Below are 20342 nucleotides of genomic sequence, written 5' to 3'. Positions count from 1 at the left end.
CGAGGACGAGGATAGGAAGGGACCGCGCCGAACTGGAGGTACCAGCGTGAACGTGTACGGCCTGCTCGGCACTGCCGACGCCGGGGCCACAGGTCGCGCCGACCTGTCACGGCCGGCGGTGCGAGTCGCCGACGCTGCCCTGCGGCGCGACGAGCTGTGGGCCGCCGCGACGGCGGTCGCGGACGAGGTCGCAGGGGCGTCGGTGGTCGCGGTGCACGGGTCCGCGAGCCTGCGGACCGTCGTCGGCATCGTCGGCTGCCTGCTCGCCGGCGTCCCGGTCGTACCGGTGCCAGCCGACGCGGGCCCGCGCGAACGGGCGCACATCCTGGCCGATTCGAAGGCCGAGCTGTGGCTCGGCGACCCACCCGCGAACGCGGACCGGCCCGACGCTGGCGGCCCCGACCTGACCGTCGCCACGATCGACCCCGCCCGCAGGTCGAGCGCGTCCCACCCGGATCCCGACCCCAGCACGACCGCCATGATCATGTACACGTCCGGCACGACCGGCGCTCCCAAGGGTGTTGTGATCTCCCGACGTGCGATCGCCTCCTGCCTGGACGGACTGGCCGACGCCTGGGCATGGACCGCGGATGACGTGCTGGTCCACGGATTGCCGCTGTTCCATGTGCATGGCCTCGTGCTCGGCGTCCTTGGCGCCCTGCGCGTCGGAAGTCCGCTTGTGCACACCGGCCGGCCGCGTCCTGCCGAGTACGCCGCCGCGGCCGAGCAGCACGGCGGAAGCCTCTTCTTCGGCGTGCCCACCGTCTGGTCGCGGGTGTGCGACGAGCCGGCGGCCGCCGCGGCGCTCGACCGGGCCCGGTTGCTGGTGTCCGGAAGCGCGCCGCTCCCGGTCCCGGTCGCCGACCGGCTGCGTAGCCTGACCGGCCTGGTACCGGTCGAGCGATACGGCATGACCGAGAGCCTGATCACGGTCGCGGTCCGGTCCGATGGCGAACGGCGGCCCGGTTGGGTCGGTCAGGCCCTGCCCGCCGTCGAGACCCGGCTACGCCCCCTGCCCGACACCGGCGACGCCCCCACGGCGACTGGGCCGGCCGGAGACGCCGAGTCGATCGGCGAGCTCCAGGTCCGTGGCGGGTCGCTGTTCGACGGCTATCTCGGCCTCGCCGACGTGACAGCCGCCAGCTGGACGCCCGACGGCTGGTTCCGCACCGGTGACGCGGCGGTCATCGACTCGGCCGGCTGGCACCGCATCGTCGGCCGGACCTCGGTCGACCTGATCAAAAGCGGTGGCTACCGTATCGGCGCCGGCGAGGTCGAGGCCGCGCTCCTCGCCCATCCCGCGATCACCGAGGCCGCCGTGGTGGGCGTGCCGGACCCCGATCTGGGCCAACGCATCGTCGCCTATGTGGTCGGCGACGGCACAGCGCAGGTCGACCCAGTCGCAGTGGCCGACTTCGTCGCCTCACAGCTGTCCGTCCACAAACGCCCCCGGGAGGTCCGCGTCGTCGACGACCTGCCGCGCAACGCGATGGGCAAGGTCCAGAAGAAGCTCCTCACCGCTTCCTGACCACGTGCCTCGCGCGCGACGCGGCGTCCCTCGCTCGGCCGCCTACCCTGCCGTTTCCGCCCAGGATGCTGCATACTTCCCGTGTGAACCGGGAGGTCCCGTCGATGGAAGAGGTCATCGACAGCCCGCCGAAGGCCCAGTTCGACACCTTCCTCGACCAGCACCGCGCGATGCTCGACGCCTGCCTTGACGGCCTGACCGAAGAGCAGGCCCGCAGGTCCCTCGTCCCCTCCCGCACCACGCTGCTGAGCCTGGTCAAACACGCGACCTTCGTCGAGAAGGTCTGGTTCGACGAAGCGGTGACCGGCCGTCCGCGCGCCGAGATCGGCATCCCGGCCACCCCCGACGAGTCGTTCATCCTGACCGACGCGGACACGATCGGCTCGGTGCTCGCCGCCTACCGCGCGGCCTGCGCCGCCTCCCGCCGGGCTACAGCCGACCTGACCCTCGACGACCGGCTGACGGGCAACCGCCGCGGCCCGCTCCCACTGCGCTGGGTCTACCTGCACATGTTGCGCGAACTCGCCCAGCACTGCGGCCACGCGGACATCCTGCGCGAACAGATCCTCAAGCAGTAGGCCTGCTCACAGCGTCGCGTGCGGGTGCGGCGCTCCGCCCCTTCGCCGGCTTCGACCGCCCGTATCCCCGCCGGGCGTCCCATCGCCGTCCCGGTCCGCGCTGCCCGGCCCGTGGACCAGGGACGGGCGTCATCCCCCGCCGCGCAGCCGATACCGGCTCGTTCGACACCTCCGTCGTGCTGTAAGGTGGCTCCAGTCGCCTGCGGGAGCGGGCGGCGGCAGCACGTGACAACAGAAAAATGCGCTCGTAGCTCAACGGATAGAGCATCTGACTACGGATCAGAAGGTTGGGGGTTCGAGTCCCTCCGAGCGCACCAAATAGACCATTCTCAAACCCCGATCAAGATCAACCGTGTCGTCCGGCCCACCAAGGCCCACGCCATGGAGATCTTGGCCGGGGTTTGCGTCGTTCTGGATCATCTGTGACTGGAAGACTGGGTCTAGCAGGGTCGCCATCGGCTCGTGCAGCGTGGCCTCCGTCACCGTGGTCACGTTGACCACCACGCTCACCCTGAGTTGCTCGAAGAAGAAGCGGTTGGCCAGCCTGCGCACCTGCGGGCCGCCTGCCCGGTAGACATCACCGGCCCGCCCCACCAGCTCCAGGGTCAGCCGCAAGATCTCCTCAATGTCCTCATACATCGTCTCGGTGGCCCGCAGCGTCGTCTCGGCATGGCGAAGCTCCGTGACGATCCGCTCCTGCTCCTCGCGCGCCAGGTCTTCCGGAATGCTGCCGGTCACGACGCCTCGGGCCAGCCGCCGCCGCTCGTCCGCCAGCTCCTGCACGCGGCGCTTGGCCCGGGCAGCTTCGGGCCCTGCCTGGTCCCGCCGGTGCTGGATCTCAGCCCGCACGCCGTTACGGATCGCTTCTTGCATCTCGTCGGAGAGGTGGACGGTCTGCCAGTAGCGCACGACTGCTTCTTCCACGGCGTCCGCGGCCAGGAACGGCTGGGTGCAGGCGGTGCGGCGGGTCTGGCGTCCCAGGCAGTAGAAGTACAGGTACTGACCCTTGGCGTTGGTGAGACTCAGGCGCTCACCGCAGGTGCCGCAGTACACCGTGCTCTTGAGATAGTGGTTGTTCACCCGCCGCTTCTCACCGGCCACATTGTGCAAATCTAGCATCTCCTGGACTCGATGGAAAAGATCTTCTGAGATCAGCGGTTCGTGGCGGCCCTCGTACTCGATTCCCTTGAACGTAACCCTGCCAATGTAATAACGGTTCCGCAAGATCCGCGATATGTGTGCTGCCACAAGCGGCCCAGGTATTTTCTTGCCGTGCGGCAAGGCCTTAAGACCCTTCTCGGCCAAGGCTTCTACCAACTGCCGGATGGTCCACTCCCCCGTGGCATACACCTCGAAGGCCCACCGGATCAGCGGCGCCCGCTCCGGGTCGACAATGACGATGGCGACTTCGCGGCCCTCGATGCGCTGGCGGGTGTTCAGATACCCAACGGGCGCCCGGCCCGGTGTCCCACCAACCTTGGCCTTCTGGGTCATGCCTTTCAGGGCTTCGGTCGCCAGGTTGCGTGAGTAGAACTCAGCAATACCGGCCATGATGGCGTGAAGCAGCTGGCCGCCCGGCGTCTCGTCTATATTTTCCTTGACGCTTATGAGCGAGGTACCCACGGTCTTCAGCTCGAACATGATGTTGGCGTCGTCCCGCCGGTTACGGGCGAAGCGGTCCACTTTGTCCAGGATGACGTAGTCAATGTCGCCCTGCTGCTTGACGAAGGCCAGCATCTTTTGGAACTCGCGCCGGTCCGCCGTCTTGGCAGACTCGCCTCGGTCGACGAATACCGCGACCACCTCGGCGTCCAGGCTTTCGGCTTTGCGGTCACAGGCCTCGCGCTGGGCGGGCAGGGAGTAGCCGTCGGGATCGTCGTCGCGGTGTACCTGCTTGGCAGTGGATACGCGCAGGTAGATCACGGCTCTTTTTCTGCGCTGCGGCTCAGCCGCCGCGAAAGCTGCCGGTGGGAGGGGCGGGAGTGCGGCACCGGCCGCAGTCGGCGTCATCGGATGCTCCGCCGGTGGTACAGCTCGGCCACGGTGCTGTGAACCTGCGCCGTGAAGCGGTCCGCCGCAGTTGATCCGCTATTTGGCACGCCTTCGGCGGCGCTCGCCAGCCGCACCCCGAGTCCATCCAGCGCCATCCGTACGCCTCGGTTGTCGGTAGTGTTCCGGCCCAGCTTGTCGCGGGAGGACACGAGAAGCCAGAACACATCGCGGCTTCGCCCAAGGTCGCCCAGCAACTTTCGCAGACCCGGTCGGTCCTTGAACCTGCCGGAGCCTCCGTGGTCGGCGTAGACGCCCGCGACCTGCGCTGCCAGCGCGCGGGCGAGGTCCTCGCACTCCTGGCGCTGGCGGTCGATGGCAGTCTCCCACCCTGGCGTACGTCCCACCCGCAGGTAGATGACGGCCTTCTTCTGTGAGGACTGCGTTTCTTTTGATGATAGCTTTTCCATACGACACCTCCATTTCTTCAAGAATCATTGTGCGACCCAGCCCATTCTATTTCATTTCCGGTCCGAAATACCCGTCATTTTTCCAGGAATCTAAACCCCCATGAATGCCCGTTTTTCAGCTTTGCACAGGCAAAAACAGGCAGGTTGATGGCTGGGAGGGATGCGCGTGCGCGCATCCCTCCCAGCCGGATGAAGTCGCCTTTCGGCTACCTCACTTGGCGCTCCGGGTTCCGGGCTTGGCAGAGGTTTCGCCAGGCACCGGCGTTTCGGAGGCTGGCCGCAGCAGGGCTTCAACGGCCTGGCGGGCCGCCGCGGCCTGGGCCTCGGCTTCGGCGATGACGCCTTGGGCCTTCTCTGCGAAGTCCGGCGCGGAACGCTTGGCCTCCACGTAGAACTCCACAGCCCAGAGCAGTTCCGAACCCAAAGTGGACTCGTCCACCTTGGCGATCAGCTCCAGCTGAGAATGCAGCGCATTGGGCAGCTTCACTGCCAATGTCTTGTGTCCTGCGATGGACTTTGCGGGTTCCGTCATTGCGGATTCCTCCCCGGTGCGGGTGCGGCCGCTCATCCCGTTGGATGAGGACTTCGGCCGCACGACACCGGCGAGGCACCTGAGCCCCGGGCTCAGGCGGGGCAGGCTTGCAGCTCATCCGACGATCCGCACGCCTTCTTAATCCGCTCCTCGGCCAGTTGCACGTAGTGGGGGTTTAGCTCGATGCCGAGGTAGTCACGTCGGTTTTCACAGGCCACCGCGCCGACGGTGCCGGTTCCAAAGAAGGGGTCCAGCACGACGCCGGGAACGGTCGGGGCGTCGCAGTTGCAGCGGATGAACTCGCCCGCCTCGCGCACCGTGGTGGCTTCCTGATCTTTTGCGGACCACAGGCGCCGCACGGTGTATTGCCGTTTCCAGCCTTGGCCGCAAGCGGTGCAAACGGCCTCCGGACAGGTCGCGAGGAGCGGCCGTTGGGTGAGGCGGGGAGGAAACGTGGCGAAGTGGCCACCGCGATAGTTACTGGCCGGTAGTTGCCAGACGTCCCCGGGATTCTTCCCGAGCGGATGGCCCGGCTGCCCTGGCGGCCGTTCCCTCGCCAGCCCCTCATTGGAGGCGGCGAGCGGTCCCCGGTACGTCGGACGGGCGTGGTCGGCCTTGGCGGCAGCCTTCCCGCCGCCGGAGCGGTGCGGTTCCCGGATGGCATCAAGATCGAAGAAATACCGAGGACTGCGGGCCAGGAAGTAGACCACCTCGTAGGTGAGGGTCAGACGATCTTGGATGGAGCTGGGCATGGGGTTCGTCTTAGCCCACACCACCTTGTTTCGCACGAGCCAGCCAGCACCGGAGAGCGCCAGTACCAGCCGCTCCGGCGCCAGCAGCAAGCCTTTGGGTGCCGCGCCGTATCTGGCGTGACGCGAGAAGCTGTCCCCAAGGTTCAGCCACACGGAGCCGGTGGGCTTCACGACCCGGGCCAGCTCCCGGAACACCGGCATCAGGCCAGCGACCCACTCATCCACCGTGGCCTCAAGGCCCAACTGATCATCATGCCCATAATTCCTAAGGGCGTAGTAGGGCGGCGATGTGATCACGCAGTCCACCGTGGCCGCTGGCAGCTCCCGCAGCCGGGTCGCGGCGTCGCCGGTAAGGATGATGTTGCGAGGAAGCTCCGTCATACGCCTGCCCCCTGAATCAGGCGGGGCACGGCGTCGCCCGTGAGCGCCACCGTGAACAGCTGCCACGTGTCCGCGGGCAGGCGGCTCAGGGCGGCGAGAAGCTGATCCCGGCGGCCTTCATCCGGCACTACCCACAGCACGCGGGGGAAGACCTCACCCTCGCGGCCGGACTGCCAGTAGCGGATGTAGGTCTCGCACTTGCGGCGGATCGTTGACAGCGATTCCGTGGCGCGGTCGATCTCCACTATCCAGGTGTCCTCGTAGCGGCCCAGCCGCAGCGTTACCCGCCCGTCCGGCTTGAGCACCATCCGGCCGCCGCCGACACCAGGGAAGCTGCGCCAACTGGCCGGTTCCGCCTGGAAGCCAGCGACCACCAGGAGCCCGGCGGCCTCGGCTTCACGCAGGGCGACGTACAACTCGGTCACGGCCAAGGAGTGCGCGAGAAACGGCGTGCCCACCGGCCAGGGCCGCTGCCACCGCGTGCGCTCCGGATTCATAAGGCGCTGGCCTGCAACGTCCAGGGTGTAGACAAATCCTGCCGACCCGGCCCGCACCCCACCGACGCGCCGGGGCAGCCGCCCCAGCAGCCGCCGGGCCACCATTCCGGCCAACACTCCACGGGCCCGCCGCGCTGAGACATCACCCAGATGCAGCCGGACCAGCTGCGCCCCGGTGGCCACGCGCACCACGGCCAAGGTTGCAAGAAGCTCCCGTTCGCGGGGCGTGATGGTCGCGGCCAGGGCCGCCACTTGACGTGTGGTCACGTAGCCCCGGCTCATGAATGCACCTCGCGGATGAACTGGGGAGTCGTCTGCACTTTCGCCGCAGATACCGCGCCCAGCCACGGCAAAGGCTGGAGCCAGCTCGACGCGACCGGCACAGCGGCCGGAAGTGCCCGGCTCATTCGGACACCTCACGGCGGCCGACCCGTCCGGCATGCCTACGGCTCTCGTGCCGCGCCCGGATGGCGGCTTCTACCTCGTCCCGGTCCCGGCCCCACTGCTTGCGGGAAGCGGCCCGGACTACCTGGCCGTCGCCGGTGACGGGAGGCGGTGGCAGGGTTACGCCCGTTGCAGGCGGGGCCACGCGCGAGCCCGCAGACAGGGAGACAACGACCTCGTAGGCACCCAGCCCTTGCAGGTCCGAGGCCCCCAGATGGGGCGCGAGCTCCTTGGCGAGTCGCCCGGCATCCGCGGCTGATGTCTGGAAAATCACCCGCGAGCGGGCATTGGCCAACACCGCTTCACGAAGATCGTTTGGAAGCTGGCCGAGGTGTTGGTGGGCCAGGGTCATACCCAGCCCCAGGCCGCGAGCCTGCGCCAAGACGTCGCCGAAGTTCTGCGGCATGTTGACAAAGTCCTGGAACTCGTCGGCGTATAGGAAGGTGGTGGGCCGCTCTCCTGCCGCAACCGCACTCCGGCCGAGCGTGGCTTGCCAGACGCGGGCAACCACCAGCGATCCAACCAGGGCCGCCGCTTCCTCCCCGAGCACGCCCTTCGTCAGCGGCACCAGCACGATCCGCTGGTGGCTCAATGCGTCGGCCAGGTCGAGGCGAGGGTTGGCCTGGCCCAACACGTTGCGAACCCGTCTTCTCAGCAGGAAGGCGCGCAGCTTGTTCATGACGGGGCCGATGGCTTGGGCGCGCTCCGCATCAGACCACGCTTCGTAAGCGGCCCAGAACGGACCCAGGGCTACGGGGTCATCCACCTTCGCCACGAGCCGCCGCCGGAAGCTCGCATCCGTCAAGATCAGGGGCACTTCGCACAGGGTCATGCCGGGTTCGGCGGCCAAGGTGAGCAGCGCCGCCCGGAGGATGTCGTCCGTCCGGGGACCCCAAAACGCCTTGTAGAGCTGATGGAAGATCCCGACGATCTGATCGGCGGCCAGTTCCGGAGCGAGGTGGCTGCCAGACAAGAGGTTCAGGCCCACCGGCCGCGCCTCGTCGCCGGGGTCGAGCACCACGACGTCATCCCGGCGGCCTTCGGGCACGCGGTCCAGGACATCGGCCACCAGGTCGCCTTTGGGGTCAAGGACGACGACGCCACGACCGGCCTTCATGTCCTGCGTGATCAGCCCCAACAGCAAGGTGGACTTACCTACGCCGGTCGGGCCGATGACGTGCAGGTGCCGCAAGCTGTCCGTTACCGACAACCCCAACGGCCGCTCCGCCCCGGGGAAGGTGGACCGCGCCACCGTCCGCGGCCCCATGGGGATGTCGCTTGACGGCGCCAACTGCCGGGTTCCGCCCAGCCGCAGGCCGGGCAACATCACCGAGCCCAAGGGGAAGGCCACGAGCGCGGCCAGTTCCGAGGCGCTGAGCACCAGCGGAAACGTCACCACCGGCAAGCGGCGGGCGGCCATGTCCCGGGCCACCCGGCTCCGGCCAAGCCGCCGGCGGTAGAAGCTCACCCCGGGGGCATGGGCAGTGTGAAGAGTCGCGTTCATCCGTCCGAGGAGTTGCCCGGCCCGCTTCGGCGTCCGGGCCACCGCCCCGATCCGCCCGGCGGCAACAAACATGGCCCCGGACTGCTTGGCTCGCAGGTCCTTGGTTGCTGCCGCGTCGAGCCTCGCGCCGGAAACGAGCCGCTCCACCACTTGCCCGATGAACCCGGCTGAGCCCGGCCCAGAATTTTCGACCACGGGCCTGGTGGGACGGGCGGGCATGAGGGCCCACTGCATGACGAGCCGTTCCCCGGCGGCCAGGGGCTGGAGGCTGGCCAGCATCGCCGTTGACACCACTTCCGGGCGACTCACTTCGAGCGGACGCCGCAGGGTAGACAAGCCCAGGCTCACCGCCGAGGTTGGCAGTGGCAGCTCGTACCCGTTGTCCGGCGTCACCGCCACATCCGGCATCGCAGCGCGGATGGCCGCCAACACCACGGCCGCATCCACCCGAGGCACGAGCAGGTGGTGCGCAATTCCCGCCGCCGTGGCCGACACCTCGATTACCACGCCCCGCACCGCCCAGGCCCGCCGCCACCAAGGCGCGGCCAGGCCCGAAAGGCCCGTCAGCATGGCCACCACTGCCAGCGGCTCCATACCTGGGGGAAAGCGCAGGGCGTAGACGGCCAGATCCTGCCGGAAGCGGGCCTCATCGCGTGCCCGCAGGGCCACGATCCCCGCCATGGCCGAGGTCACCAGGCCGCAGATGACCAGGCACATCCAGAAGAGGAGTTCACTGCTCATCGGGGGCCTCCTTCCCTGCCGCGCTTTCGGACGCCTGGCGGACCTTCGCCCGTGCCTGCTGCTGTCGGGCCAGCTCTATGAGCGCCAGCACATACAAGCCGATATTTGGTTTTTCCCGGGGTACCCCCGTGACATGAATACGACGCGCCATACACACCCTCCTTGCATGGTTAATACCTTCGGCCGACCACGTGGCCGCATCGAAGAAAGCCCGGGAACCCACCTGGGCCGTTGCTGTAACACGATTAGTTATAGCCTGGCGAGGCCCACTAGCGCCGCAGGTAAAATGCTAATTAATCAAGGGAATAAATACCGAACGCCTGGAACAACTCACAGGTGAGAGCGCCAGCGCAAGATAATGATGACGACCACGGCCATGATGAAAACGGGGATCAGGGCGGGCAGGGCGGCCGAGATAAACTCGGCCGCCACCTTCACCCCGACGCAGACCAGGAAGATCAGGATCAGGGTCTCGGTGAGATGCTTGCTCACGGCTCCAGCTCCACCGCAGGCCGCTTGCGGCGGGAACCAGACCGCGCCCCGCACGACGGGCACCGCGACGGCGAGACGTGCAGGCAGAAGCCCCCGCCGCAGTTGCGGCAGCACCAGCCCTCCCGCACGACATGAGCCAGAGCCGAGGCAACGAAGCGGCGGGCCGGAGCGTCGCCGCTGTCATCTTGGCCGAGGCTTTCTACCTGGCCCTCCGGGGCCTGGTGCTCTCGGTCGTTGGGCAGGCCCCGCCGGTCAGGCTCCATCACGACGCCCCCGCCTGGCCTCAATCTGCTTGAACAGGACTCTGGCCCGGGCGTTGGCCGCGGTCGCGTACAGCTTCACGACCGCATGCGCCACGATGTAGACGACCACCAGCGGATGCAGGGGTGCGAGGACCCACCAGGCCAACTTAATAACCAGGAGCACGCCAGCGGCTCCGGCCAGTCCGGCCGCCGCCCCCTTAGCGGCCGCGCCGCTGGGAATCTTTACGGATTTCACGGGCTACCTCCAATTTGAGGAGTCGGGAAAGAGTGAGGATGAGGAGGAGATGGAGGCGGTACGAGACGGCCTCACGAAGGTGAACACGCAGCCGGGGCAGCCCTTCGGCCACGAAGAACCAGGCCATCACGAGGACAAAAGCGGCCACGAAGCCGACGCCCATGATGGCGAGGTATTCGAGCAGCGAGCGGGCCAGGTGGCCGGTCACGGGCGCTTCCGCCGGATCTCACGCCAGGCCTTCGGAGCCATCCAGACGATGAGGCCGAGGAAGTAGCCGACCGCCAAGATCTCTGCGAGGTTCTCAATCACTGGCGGGTGACATGGTTGACGGCGACGTCGCCAATCGCGAGCTGAATACGGCATTCCAGCTCTCGGGACGACAACTCCAAGGCCGGGTTGTCCCGCGTGCGGACGTGGATGTAGGCATCGTTCTGCGCGAACTCGTCAACCGCCGCACGCAGCAGGCGGCCACCATCTCGCATTCGCAGCTGCGCCTCAAGCATGTCCAGTTGCTCCCGCAGGACCACAGCCCTCGCGCGAACGACCGCCTCTCCCTCCACCTCCCGCAGGCGGCGGGTGACGGCGCGGCCTTGGACGGTGAAGCGGTCCAAGCTCGTGGGGCGGTAGGGCTCCAGATCTGTCATGGGCGGCTCCTGGTCTGCCGGGCGGCGATCTGCCGCTTGCATGACCCGAAGTTCCGTCCGGGCTCCTGCGCTGAGGAGGGCCTCAGGTGGCACTCGGTTGGCAGCGCGCACCATGGTCGCTATGCCGCAGTCAGATCAGCTCGACCAGCTCACCGCCGAGTTGGCCCTCGTCCGCGAAGCCGGAGACTCGGCGCTGGACGTGGAAGCCCTCCTGAACGGGGACACGAACCAGCTCTCGACCTTCTGTGCCCTTCCGGTCGTAGCCGCCCGCACCCTCGTCAACACCACCCTGGGAACCGCCCAGGCCACCGTGGAGCTGGTGCGGGAGGCAGCCGAACGCTTGGGCGACGACCCGGAAGAGGTCCAGGCCCAGCTGCTCTTTCGCGTTCACTACCGCACCAAAAAGCTTGATCCGGCGGAGGCTCGGCGTAAGGCGCAGGAGGAGAGCGGCGTCGAGATGCGGCAGTTCCGTGGCCGCCGGGAAGAACGCCTCCGGCGGCTCGTCGCCCAGCAGATCCTGGAGCTCCAGCGGGAGAGCGACCTCCGGGCCGACGTCCAGCGGATGATGGTCGGGGCCGAGGTGCCCCAGAGCGTCGCCCTGTACTGGCTGAGTCTGTTCCGTGATCATTACTTCCGCATGGAGACGGCCGGGTACGCGCTCCAGACCGACCTGACCACCGCCCTCGTGCAGCGGCGGGACGGCCTGCCCAGCTGGGAGAAGTACCTCGATCTGGTGCTGTGGTGGACCGTCGAGTTCTCTTACGAGCGCGACCGCTTCTTCCGCCTCCACGGGCCTCTGTGGTTTGCCCCCACCGACCCCGGCTGCGAAACCCTGTGTGACGCCGCCGAACGCATCGAGTACCACGACGCCTTCCCTGAGGAGTACATCTCGCGCCTGCGCCTCATCCGCAGCCGCCTCGAAGCCCCCGAGCCCCACCTCTTCGAGGAGGCCGTGCGCACGGCCGGAGAGTGGGACTTTGCTACGAGCAAGCTCCAGCAGTGGGTGACGCTGTGCACGTGCGACCTTGACCACCCCGCCGACCGCTGCGAGATCCACCTAGTGATGCGAAACACCGACACCTTCGGCCAGACCGTTGAGACCGAGTTCGAGCTGATCCAGAACTGGTACCGGACCGAGCGGTATGCTGCCGATCCGGGAATCCGAGATTTGGTGATGGGGTTTCGGACTCCTGGGGGTGAGCGCCCATATGTGGCGGAGCAAAAGTGACTGCCACCATAGGCCTCAAATATCGTAGGGTATTTCAGGGCTATGGTTGCTCCCCATGCCGCGCCCCGAGTGGGGCACGACATGGGGTGGACGCTAGTCGACCGGCTCCATGTCGGGACCGTCATCGACCGCACCCAGGTACTCGTCCGCCAAGGCGGTCAGCACGCTATCGTCCGCGTCGGAACTGATCTTCAGTTGGGCGCATTCGCGACCGAACTGCAGCTGAATCGATTCGTTCTCGGTCAGCAGGATGATCGAGCGCTCGACCAAGTCGACCGCGGGGTACGCAGGCAGCGGGCCATCGTCCCACCCGCGCCGTTCGTCCACCAGCGTCCGAATGGCCTCGGCGTAGGCGACAAGAAAAGCTGGAATCCTGTCCGTCGCTGCCCACATGTGCATGAGCGACTGCTCGCCGACGAGGTAAGCCCTCGTCCCGAGGACGTAGGCGGCGGCCGTCTCGAAGTTCCGGAGTCTGCCGAAATCGAGGCTGACGTCCATAATATTCTCCACTGCCTCAGACCAGGTATTTCCTGGCTGGGCACATTGACTGGCATACGCCTCGCGCATGTAGAGGCCAATGCGCCCAGCCCGAACGGCGATCTCTGGGCAAGGCGGAGTATACAAATAATGACACGAAGATCAACAAAGTCAATAGACCCCAACCGCCCTTAACAACCTAGGCCCGCGCCGAGTGCGCCCTCAATAGGTGCCAGGCATACCTCCGCGATGCCAACATTGAGTAGGCCTACGAGTACTGAGCGCAACCGACTCACCGCGGTCGCGTAATTGACGTCGACGCGCACGTCTGCCGCCGTATAATCTGCAGCACAGAACGCAAGCTCGACCCACGCGGGGGCGTTATGGGCGACGATCCGGAGCTTAATCGTCTTGGCAAGGAGAAGGACTGGGCAAAGCAATGGCTCGTCGAGCCCAAGCGTGACCTCGATCATGCCTTCGAGGTCTACAGCAGGCTCAGGAGTCATAATCAGGGACGGCTTGACTACCTCAAAGAAGAAGGCGACCGGGAACATCAGAACATGCTTGAAGCACAGCGGCAGAGACAGCATTGCTACGAATTTGGCCAGCACGATCAAATTGGCTACTGGAGAGACCAGGCATCCCACCATCGCGACTTGCGCGATCGACACCAGGAGGAAAGGAAAGGCCTGCTTACCGAACTGATCGAAGCGCGTGACAGGTTTTATTCATGTCGCGACAGATACCGCGAGAAAAGGGCCGAGTTTGATCGAGCCCAGGAGGCGTTCAACGCTCGCCTTCAATGGCTGAAGGATCAAAGAGAAATTCAAAGAAAAGCAAGAGATGATCACCGTCGCAGATACGGAGACGAGCACTAAACTTAGAGACTTTCAGCAGCTCTGCGCAGTGAGATGATTCGGCTAAGTAAAATCTTGACGGTATCAGCCGCGCCACGATTAGGGAAGCGCTCGCAGGCGAAGGGTCGATGTTGTGAAGCTGGGCCAGATTACTGGACCGTTGATGCTGCGGGCAGGTTCGGCTCCTGTAGCTTCCACGCCAGCACCACCCCGGACCGGGGCAATACCCCACCCGAACTCTTCCCGGATCGTCTGCTCGGGCACCGACTCCGGCGCATCCATAATGCGGGCGTGATTGCTGCTGGCGAAGAAGTCCAAGAGCCGCACGTGCTGGACCCCTGCGTTGCGGTAGTCCAGTTGCCCCGTTAGCCCTCGGGTGGGCTGCTCGACATCGATCTTGATCAATCTTCCGTCCTGCCGCACCAGCGTCCGGTAGGTGTAGGAGATCACCACGGGACATGCCGCCTCGACAGCGGCCTTGCCGACGGAAACGCTGTAGGTCTGGCTGCCCGGTCGCGCACTGCGGCGGATGGGCCGCTCCTTGTCGTCGACCGTGAACTGGACCAGCTCGAAGGCTTCCGGGGAGTTGCCGTCCAGGTCATCGACGGGGCGGCACCACCAGGCGGAGGTTGGCCCGGCTTCTTGGCTCAGGTCGCGGTACTCCTGGTGCGTATTGTGCCTCTCAATAAGGGGACACGGTAGCGATCACTAGCCGAATGCGATCCTCAACAGATCGACTGAGTCTTCAGTGACCCCTTTATCATTAGGTGGAATCGTAAAGACAATATTCGCGCGATGCGTGCTGTCGATTGATTTCGCGAGATATACATCTTCGTCTGGTAGCCACCAACGCATAAGCGAGACACGACTCCCCTCGCCGTCACGCTGTACTGCGCGTTCTATTCTCCCACTCCGGTCTCCGGTCGCCCAAAAGGAAAAATCGTAGATATGCGCGAGCTCGGGTCGCAAAGCATATACGCCCTCGACGATAAGAAAACCTTTCGCGTCGATCTCCCGCGATTGAGCAAACAAGTTAGTCTGCCAGTCGTATGGACACCAAGATGCCTTGCCCGTTTGTTTAATGCTCGTTAACACTGTTCTCAGTGTACGCCAATCTAAGTCGTGGCCGATCTCAGACGATACAACTCCTCCTTCACGCCGGTCATCTAGAGGGCGGATAAATTCGTCAACCGAGATTACATGTGCTTCTTCCCCGAGGAGTCTCAGGCGACCAGCTAAACACTGCGCAAGGTAGCTCTTTCCGGCTCCAGATCCGCCATCAATACCAATGAAGAGAATCTCTGGATTAGCTACCTTGGAACGCAGGATACCCGCCAACAGTCGAACGGGTACTAACATATGTGCCACCTTTGCAGTTGACAATCTCTTAGTCTACTCATATATTATATTTGATTGAACAAAGGGCTCGGATAGTGAACGAGGTTGATCCAGCAGTATTCGAGAAGCTCCGTGAACTACGCCCGAACCTCCTCAAATCGTTCGGAAACGCAGTATCTACCGAGAAGGGTGATGGTACTAGTGTCACCAAACTCGACAAGTGGGCCGAATTACGAATTCGTGAACTTCTTGCGAAAGTAGACCCAAATACGCCAGTGGTAGGGGAAGAGTTCGGCGGAGAACGTGCGGACAGATTCTGGCTAGTCGATCCCATCGACGGCACAGACTGGTACATTCGGGGATTCCCTGAATGCGTTTCACAACTGGCTCTGGTTCAGGATGGCCGGGTCAACGTTGGGGTCATATATGATTTTATTCAAGATGCGCTCTATATTGCCGTTCGGGGTCGAGGCGCACGTAGGAATGGCAACCTGATACACGTCAGCGACCGGAAAACTAGCCAGTCGATCATATATTTTGAGTCATCTAACGACTATAGTCGCCGGAAGCCCTACTACCAGCAGCTATGTGAAGCAGGATTTGTTGGAAATGTCGTCTGCAACTACGCAGGCGGCTGGAAATTTAGCCAGCTTGCATCTGGGGTTATTGACGGGATCATCTGCGATGACTCATGGGAGAAGGACTGGGACGTAGCACCAGGAAGTTTACTGGTCGAGGAGGCGGGCGGCATAATTCATAACATAGGCAAATCAGGATATTCTTATAAAGATACGAATCTGATAGCAACAACCCCAACTGTTCATGCGGAGCTCGAGGCAAATCTACTGGTTTAGATCCATGCCACTTTCTACTTTAGTCACGATGTGTTCCGGTGCAATTAGGCATGTAGATGGTAGGATGCCTATCCGGTGCTTCGCAAAGAGACCGGTCGTCCATAGCACGGCATTCTCGCCATGTAGAAGAGTCCCGGCCGCTCGCCAGGTAGCATCGCTGTATGCGGCGGATTGGAAGATCCAAGCTGCGTATTCGCCGTTACGGTCGAACCCTGACCCAAGGGCGAGGTGTCCCAGTACATCATGGACGGCCCGGAAGCGATCGTACGAGCCTCCGCGGGTTGCAGCGAGAATGGGATGGATGTTGCTCTGGACCGCGATCGTTCCGATTCTCAGGGTCCCTGTATAGCGAACTTCTGCACACATCTCATCAGCACTATTATACGGCTCAAACTCGTCAACGTAATCTACTTTAAGGCCGGTAGCCGATATCAATCGCTGATAAATATGGTCGGTTTCTCGGACGAGATTCCGGTAAGCACACAATATCTCATCCGACAGATCACTTGGCATTCTCCGAAACGCTGAGCTTACCCTTAGCCCCCAGGCATAAGTGATACTTGCTTGACGGAAAGCAGACGGCGAGTTGAGTCTCGACCGGTTATGAAGACGTATAGTCGAAGCAAAATCCGCCATTTCCGCAATTGGATCAAAAGACGGAGCCACTTCGGGAAGCGCGAAGCGCTCGCTCGTACACACTCAAGAATCCTCTCTTGATTTGACGCCATACACAAAAATAAATTCTTCTGATAGTTGCAGGAGATCGATCGGGCCGAATCTTTTTTCAAGCTCTGCGATCCCCGCTTCGATTTCGACGTCCGTGAAGGAAGCTAGAAGAGACATCCACTTACGGCGAACCATCGAGAGATAGACGGACTTTGGTATTGAGAATGGAATGTCGACTCGGCGCCATGTAGTCTCCATGCCGGCATCACGCATCGATGCCGCGTAACTAGTCAGGTGTTTCTTGGCTGACGGTTACTGGTTGTCACGCGGTGGCGGTGGGGGCTTGGGTGTTGGTGGGCAGCCAGGGGCGGCCCTCGGCGAGTTGGACGAGGGCGTCGAGCATGGCGAGGCCGTGTTTGGCGGTGGTCGAGAGGTAGCTGCGCAGTGCGCAGAACTGGCGGGCGCCGGTGAGGGAGCGCAGGCAGCCGGAGACCTTCTGTCTCAGCTTGACCATTCTGATGTCGCGCTCCGGCCCGTTGTTGTCTGGTGGGATGGCCAGGTTGTTCAGGAAGCGCAGGTAGTCGGCCTCGCGGTCGGCGAGGCGGCGGGCCAGGGCGTTGTGCTTACGCATCAGCTTCGTCGAGCGGGCCTGGGTCTGGCTGATCCCGATCTGGACGGCGTGGCGCAGCCGGCGCAGCGGCTCGGCGGTCGCTTCGGGAGCGAGGGCGGTGGCGCCGGCGGCGCGGGCGTCGGCGGCGAGCCGCTCGAGGTCGACGAGCGCCTCGCCGGCCTGCGTCGCCCAGCACCAGCCGTCGGGCGGCGACGTGTCTGCGACCGCGGTCAACTCCCGCGCCACGTGGGCACAGCAGAGCTGGTGATCCGTCTGGACGTAGGTGTCATACGGCGACCAGCAGTCGTGCACCGCGACCCCGGTGTAGCCGGGCAGCACGCCCAGGTAGGCCATCCCCTCGACGCCGCGGCGGAGGTGGCAGACGAGCAGGGTGTACTTCTCGGTGCGGGCGCAGTGCACCCAGTGCAGCTTCCCGGCGACGCGCAGCCCGGTCTCGTCGAACCCGGCGACCGGCGCCGCCGCGATCTCGTCGCGGACCCTCGGGAGGAACTCCTTGGCCAGGCGGGCCGCGGCGCGGGCGAGCATCGCGGCGACCGTGCCCGCCGACAGCGGCGTGCCGAACAGTTCGGCCATCGCGGCGGCGGCCCGGTCGCGCGCCAGGAACTGGCCGCCATAGAGATAGAGGACCGTCGCCTCGACCCGCGGGCCGTACTGGACCGGGGCGTCGGCCCCGCGCGGTGCCGCCGCCCGGGTCCGGGTCCCGCAGCAGGCGCACTCCCGCTCGACCAACCGGTGCTCGACGACCAGCGGGACCGGTTCCGGCAGGTCCACGACCTGGCGCCGCTCGACCGAGGTGACCGCCGCCAGCACCAGCCCGTCCCCGCAGCCCCGACACACCGCCGGCTCATGGGTCACGACCCGGCCCGGGTCCGCGGCCAGCCTCAGCGTCGACCCCTCATGCCCTTCCTGCCCCCCCGGCTTCCGGCCGGTCCGCGCACGCCGCGACTTCGGGTCCGGCTTCCCCAGCCCGTCCGAGCTCGGCGGCTTCGAGGAGTTCCGCGAGCTCGTCGCCACCTGGGCCCGCAACGCCTCGATCTCGGCGTGCGCCTTCTCCAACGCGGCCCGCAACCCGGCGACCTGCGCGGCCTGCGCCACGACCAGCACCGCGAGCTCGTCATACGACGGCGCGGGCTGATCGACGGAAGACACACGATCAACCTACGAGACGGTCACCCACCGCACCCACCCCGCGCCCACACCGATCGTCACCAAAACGACCCGACCTGCGACAACAGCAAAAGATCAGGAGGCCTGACTAGTTACAATGCCGCTACGTTTAGGAAATGAGGCTGGCTTTGCTCGAATAGGGCAGCTGCTGCCGAGAAGAGTGGATATGGCAGGCGAGGGGGCCACATCACTATCAGGCACCTTCCACCGACGTTTAGTTGTGTTGACATCCGGAGGAATATCTCATCAAGGTGAGAGAAGTGGTGGACTACCTCTTTTACTAGGATTGCGTCGTAGGTACTATTCGACGCTAAGAATGTTTCAGCGTCATTCCTTACCACTTTGAATCGGCTGTCCGTCGCAAGACGCTGAATCGCTGGCGCGAAAGGTTCGACGCAAGTTATTGGGTTTACAGGGCTGCACCGTTCGCTTAGTTTCTGTGCGTAAACTCCGGTCCCCGCAGCCAGGTCCACGATGTGGTCGGTCTGGCTTGGTCTGAGATCTGTGATGATTTCACTCACCACCCTGTTCACATAGTGCGGTGAATGACTCCAAATCTCATCGTGATTGGCTGTTGTTCGATAGGGATGCTCATAAGAGGGAAAACTCAAAGTAGATCTTCTCCAAGTGATGGTTGGCCATTCCTAATTGGCTCTCGATGGCCTCTCGCAAGAATCATCATTGAGACAGCTCGGGCCGGGCCGAAGACCGACCACATCGACGACCGCTCTTCCATTTTGATTCCATATCCGTCACACTCAGTGCTGGACATAGGACTAAGAGGGGGTGTCTTGACGCATAAGGACGCCACCGGAGGTGAGCCAGCCAGTTCGACTGTCGAGCGGCGTGTCGACACGGCGTTACGCTCAGTTCGCAAGTCTCGCGGATTGTCACTGCGGCAGATGGCGAGACTGCTGGGCACGGCCACCGGCGGCGCTGGCAGCGTAAGCGGTAAGGACGGAAACGCCTATCACCACCACCCCAAGCCGTACACAGCACCACGAGGATGCGCAGAAATCTTGAAAATATAAGCCTGCCTCAAGATAGACGGATCACGGTCTCTCTTTCTGGCTGTCGGTATCTCTATGCGCCCTCAATCTTGCTTTGGTACTTCTGGGCCAGGGTGAGTGTCGGACTAGCTAAGCCTCTGTCGGAAGGAAGGCCGCGTCAACGCTACGAAGAGAGGCAACCAACTCTCCTTACGCAGGGTGATCAGCGCGCAGTAGATATGGGTATGAAACGGTCAACGGACACGGGGGTCCGCAGTGAGTCCACGACCAGCCGCGTCGCGGCATGACGCCGCCGCTCTGCACTTTCTCGCAACGGCAGCCCAACTGCTCGACGCCTATCTTGATGTAAAGCAAGAAGATCGGCCTCCGCGCCTTCGTGCCATCCGCTTCCCGGCGGCTCTCGACTGGCTTCGTGTCGAAGATGTCATTCGGCTAGCGGCCGAGAATGGCAAGCCGAATACGAGCGCCAAGGCCTTCCGGCAACGATGGCCAACCAAGGAGAGGTTTCTGGCGGACGCTCTTGTGTATGCGCTCCTCTACGAGGACGAAACCATGGTGAACCCCGGGAATCCGCTGCCGCTACTTTCCCCTCTACACGGCGCGCCCTCGTCCATGGCAGAAACCGTCTCGCAGGTATCGGACGCGACGCTCGATGAACTAGCCTGCCACCCGCGAAGCTACCTCATTACCCATCTAGCAGCGCTTCTGCCTCAGCACCCCGAGATGTGGAACGCAGTGCTCCCGACCATACAAACTAACCTGCAAAGATGGGCGGATAGCTACGCCGAGCTGATCGAGGGTCTTGGAATAGTCTTACGGCCCGGCTGGAACCCATTGCGTATCCAGCTCGCGCTTCAAGCCATGCTCGACGGTTTTCTTATCCGGTACCGTCTCCAGCCCGGCGACTACCCTACTTCGAGGTGGGAGGGCGCTGGAATTTACGCAGACACAGTAGTTGCGTTCCTGCTTGGCATCGTAGACAGCGAGCGGACGGGGAAATCTGCGCGAACGGCACTCGATGAGGCACTTGGCGCCAAGTAGCAACCAAGGTTGTCTATCGAGCT

23 protein-coding genes and 1 tRNA gene are annotated in these 20342 nt (G+C 64.1%); 7 read left to right on the top strand and 17 right to left on the bottom strand.

Annotated elements, in window-relative coordinates; translation table 11 throughout:
- Positions 1-46 precede the first annotated feature (46 nt).
- The 3 genes from FRADC12_RS16045 to FRADC12_RS16035 all read left to right on the top strand — a co-directional run bounded on the left by FRADC12_RS16045 (position 47) and on the right by FRADC12_RS16035 (position 2423).
- On the top strand, positions 47-1528 hold the full coding sequence (locus FRADC12_RS16045; RefSeq protein WP_084010832.1) for an acyl-CoA synthetase: 1482 nt from the start codon (positions 47-49) through the stop codon (positions 1526-1528).
- 104 nt (positions 1529-1632) lie between these two features.
- Positions 1633-2106, top strand: coding sequence for a DinB family protein (locus FRADC12_RS16040; RefSeq protein WP_045879690.1), 474 nt, complete (start codon positions 1633-1635; stop codon positions 2104-2106).
- A 241-nt stretch (positions 2107-2347) separates the two neighbouring features.
- Positions 2348-2423: transfer RNA gene (locus FRADC12_RS16035), tRNA-Arg, on the top strand.
- Here FRADC12_RS16035 and FRADC12_RS34950 read toward each other — a convergent pair.
- From FRADC12_RS34950 to FRADC12_RS16000, 11 genes are all read right to left on the bottom strand, one after another.
- Positions 2386-4116, bottom strand: coding sequence for a recombinase family protein (locus tag FRADC12_RS34950; protein ID WP_502685311.1), 1731 nt, complete (start codon positions 4114-4116; stop codon positions 2386-2388). The two genes, FRADC12_RS16035 and FRADC12_RS34950, sit on opposite strands and share 38 nt — an antisense overlap.
- Entirely contained in the window at positions 4113-4565 is a 453-nt protein-coding gene (locus FRADC12_RS29955) for a recombinase family protein (protein ID WP_084010830.1), read from the bottom strand. The genes FRADC12_RS34950 and FRADC12_RS29955 overlap by 4 nt, the downstream gene beginning before the upstream one ends.
- A gap of 211 nt (positions 4566-4776) precedes the next feature.
- Complete coding sequence (locus tag FRADC12_RS16025; RefSeq protein ID WP_198152928.1) at positions 4777-5097, bottom strand: hypothetical protein; 321 nt, start codon at positions 5095-5097, stop codon at positions 4777-4779.
- Between the two features lie 92 nt (positions 5098-5189).
- Complete coding sequence (locus FRADC12_RS16020) at positions 5190-6230, bottom strand: DNA-methyltransferase (protein ID WP_045877254.1); 1041 nt, start codon at positions 6228-6230, stop codon at positions 5190-5192.
- Complete coding sequence (locus FRADC12_RS16015) at positions 6227-7009, bottom strand: replication-relaxation family protein (RefSeq protein WP_045877253.1); 783 nt, start codon at positions 7007-7009, stop codon at positions 6227-6229. Before FRADC12_RS16015 ends, FRADC12_RS16020 begins: the two co-directional genes overlap by 4 nt.
- 121 nt (positions 7010-7130) lie before the next feature.
- Positions 7131-9416 (bottom strand): type IV secretion system DNA-binding domain-containing protein, encoded by a 2286-nt coding sequence (locus FRADC12_RS16010; RefSeq protein WP_084010826.1) that lies wholly within the window; start codon positions 9414-9416, stop codon positions 7131-7133.
- The gene (locus FRADC12_RS31430) at positions 9406-9567 is read right to left on the bottom strand and encodes a hypothetical protein (protein WP_157488892.1); all 162 of its coding nucleotides are present in this window, start codon (positions 9565-9567) and stop codon (positions 9406-9408) included. The genes FRADC12_RS16010 and FRADC12_RS31430 overlap by 11 nt, the downstream gene beginning before the upstream one ends.
- A gap of 179 nt (positions 9568-9746) precedes the next feature.
- A complete protein-coding gene (locus FRADC12_RS31425; protein ID WP_157488891.1) occupies positions 9747-10022 on the bottom strand; it encodes a hypothetical protein in 276 nt (91 codons plus the stop codon).
- A gap of 138 nt (positions 10023-10160) precedes the next feature.
- Entirely contained in the window at positions 10161-10334 is a 174-nt protein-coding gene (locus FRADC12_RS31420) for a hypothetical protein (RefSeq protein WP_157488890.1), read from the bottom strand.
- Positions 10335-10368: 34 nt separating this feature from the next.
- A complete protein-coding gene (locus FRADC12_RS16005) occupies positions 10369-10614 on the bottom strand; it encodes a hypothetical protein (RefSeq protein WP_045877252.1) in 246 nt (81 codons plus the stop codon).
- Between the two features lie 97 nt (positions 10615-10711).
- Positions 10712-11050 (bottom strand): hypothetical protein, encoded by a 339-nt coding sequence (locus FRADC12_RS16000; RefSeq protein ID WP_045877251.1) that lies wholly within the window; start codon positions 11048-11050, stop codon positions 10712-10714.
- Positions 11051-11171: 121 nt separating this feature from the next.
- Here FRADC12_RS16000 and FRADC12_RS15995 point away from each other — a divergent pair, with 121 nt between their 5' ends.
- Entirely contained in the window at positions 11172-12278 is a 1107-nt protein-coding gene (locus FRADC12_RS15995; protein ID WP_157488889.1) for a hypothetical protein, read from the top strand.
- Positions 12279-12371: 93 nt separating this feature from the next.
- Here the strand turns inward: FRADC12_RS15995 and FRADC12_RS15990 are convergent, their stop codons facing one another.
- Positions 12372-12776 carry a hypothetical protein gene (locus tag FRADC12_RS15990; RefSeq protein ID WP_157488888.1) on the bottom strand — a complete coding sequence of 135 codons (405 nt, stop codon included), beginning with the start codon at positions 12774-12776 and terminating at the stop codon, positions 12372-12374.
- 362 nt (positions 12777-13138) lie between these two features.
- On the opposite strand from FRADC12_RS15990, the gene FRADC12_RS31415 reads away from it, so the two are divergent.
- Positions 13139-13633: a hypothetical protein gene (locus FRADC12_RS31415; protein ID WP_157488887.1), complete on the top strand. Its 495-nt coding sequence runs from the start codon at positions 13139-13141 to the stop codon at positions 13631-13633.
- Positions 13634-13711: 78 nt separating this feature from the next.
- Here FRADC12_RS31415 and FRADC12_RS28460 read toward each other — a convergent pair whose 3' ends face one another.
- Together FRADC12_RS28460 and FRADC12_RS31410 are read right to left on the bottom strand one after the other, a co-directional pair.
- Positions 13712-14065: a hypothetical protein gene (locus tag FRADC12_RS28460; protein ID WP_052710944.1), complete on the bottom strand. Its 354-nt coding sequence runs from the start codon at positions 14063-14065 to the stop codon at positions 13712-13714.
- A 255-nt stretch (positions 14066-14320) separates the two neighbouring features.
- On the bottom strand, positions 14321-14971 hold the full coding sequence (locus FRADC12_RS31410; RefSeq protein WP_157488886.1) for a uridine kinase family protein: 651 nt from the start codon (positions 14969-14971) through the stop codon (positions 14321-14323).
- A gap of 74 nt (positions 14972-15045) precedes the next feature.
- Between FRADC12_RS31410 and FRADC12_RS29950 the strand changes: the two genes are divergently transcribed.
- Positions 15046-15804, top strand: coding sequence for an inositol monophosphatase family protein (locus FRADC12_RS29950; protein ID WP_198152927.1), 759 nt, complete (start codon positions 15046-15048; stop codon positions 15802-15804).
- 699 nt (positions 15805-16503) lie between these two features.
- On the opposite strand, the gene FRADC12_RS31405 is transcribed toward FRADC12_RS29950, so the two are convergent.
- The 3 genes from FRADC12_RS31405 to FRADC12_RS34945 all read right to left on the bottom strand — a co-directional run bounded on the left by FRADC12_RS31405 (position 16504) and on the right by FRADC12_RS34945 (position 18801).
- Positions 16504-16743, bottom strand: coding sequence for a hypothetical protein (locus FRADC12_RS31405; protein WP_157488885.1), 240 nt, complete (start codon positions 16741-16743; stop codon positions 16504-16506).
- A gap of 49 nt (positions 16744-16792) precedes the next feature.
- Positions 16793-18250 (bottom strand): IS66 family transposase, encoded by a 1458-nt coding sequence (tnpC, locus tag FRADC12_RS15975; RefSeq protein WP_045875598.1) that lies wholly within the window; start codon positions 18248-18250, stop codon positions 16793-16795.
- A 110-nt stretch (positions 18251-18360) separates the two neighbouring features.
- Entirely contained in the window at positions 18361-18801 is a 441-nt protein-coding gene (locus FRADC12_RS34945) for a class I SAM-dependent methyltransferase (RefSeq protein WP_502685257.1), read from the bottom strand.
- Positions 18802-19533: 732 nt separating this feature from the next.
- On the opposite strand from FRADC12_RS34945, the gene FRADC12_RS31400 reads away from it, so the two are divergent.
- Positions 19534-20319, top strand: coding sequence for a hypothetical protein (locus tag FRADC12_RS31400; protein WP_157488884.1), 786 nt, complete (start codon positions 19534-19536; stop codon positions 20317-20319).
- The last annotated feature ends 23 nt before the right edge of the window (positions 20320-20342 follow it).

The organism is Pseudofrankia sp. DC12 (assembly GCF_000966285.1).
In the GTDB taxonomy this organism is placed as follows: domain Bacteria; phylum Actinomycetota; class Actinomycetes; order Frankiales; family Frankiaceae; genus Pseudofrankia.
The sequence above is the reverse complement of the archived record's forward strand: the minus strand, read 5'-3'. Positions and strand labels throughout refer to the sequence as shown.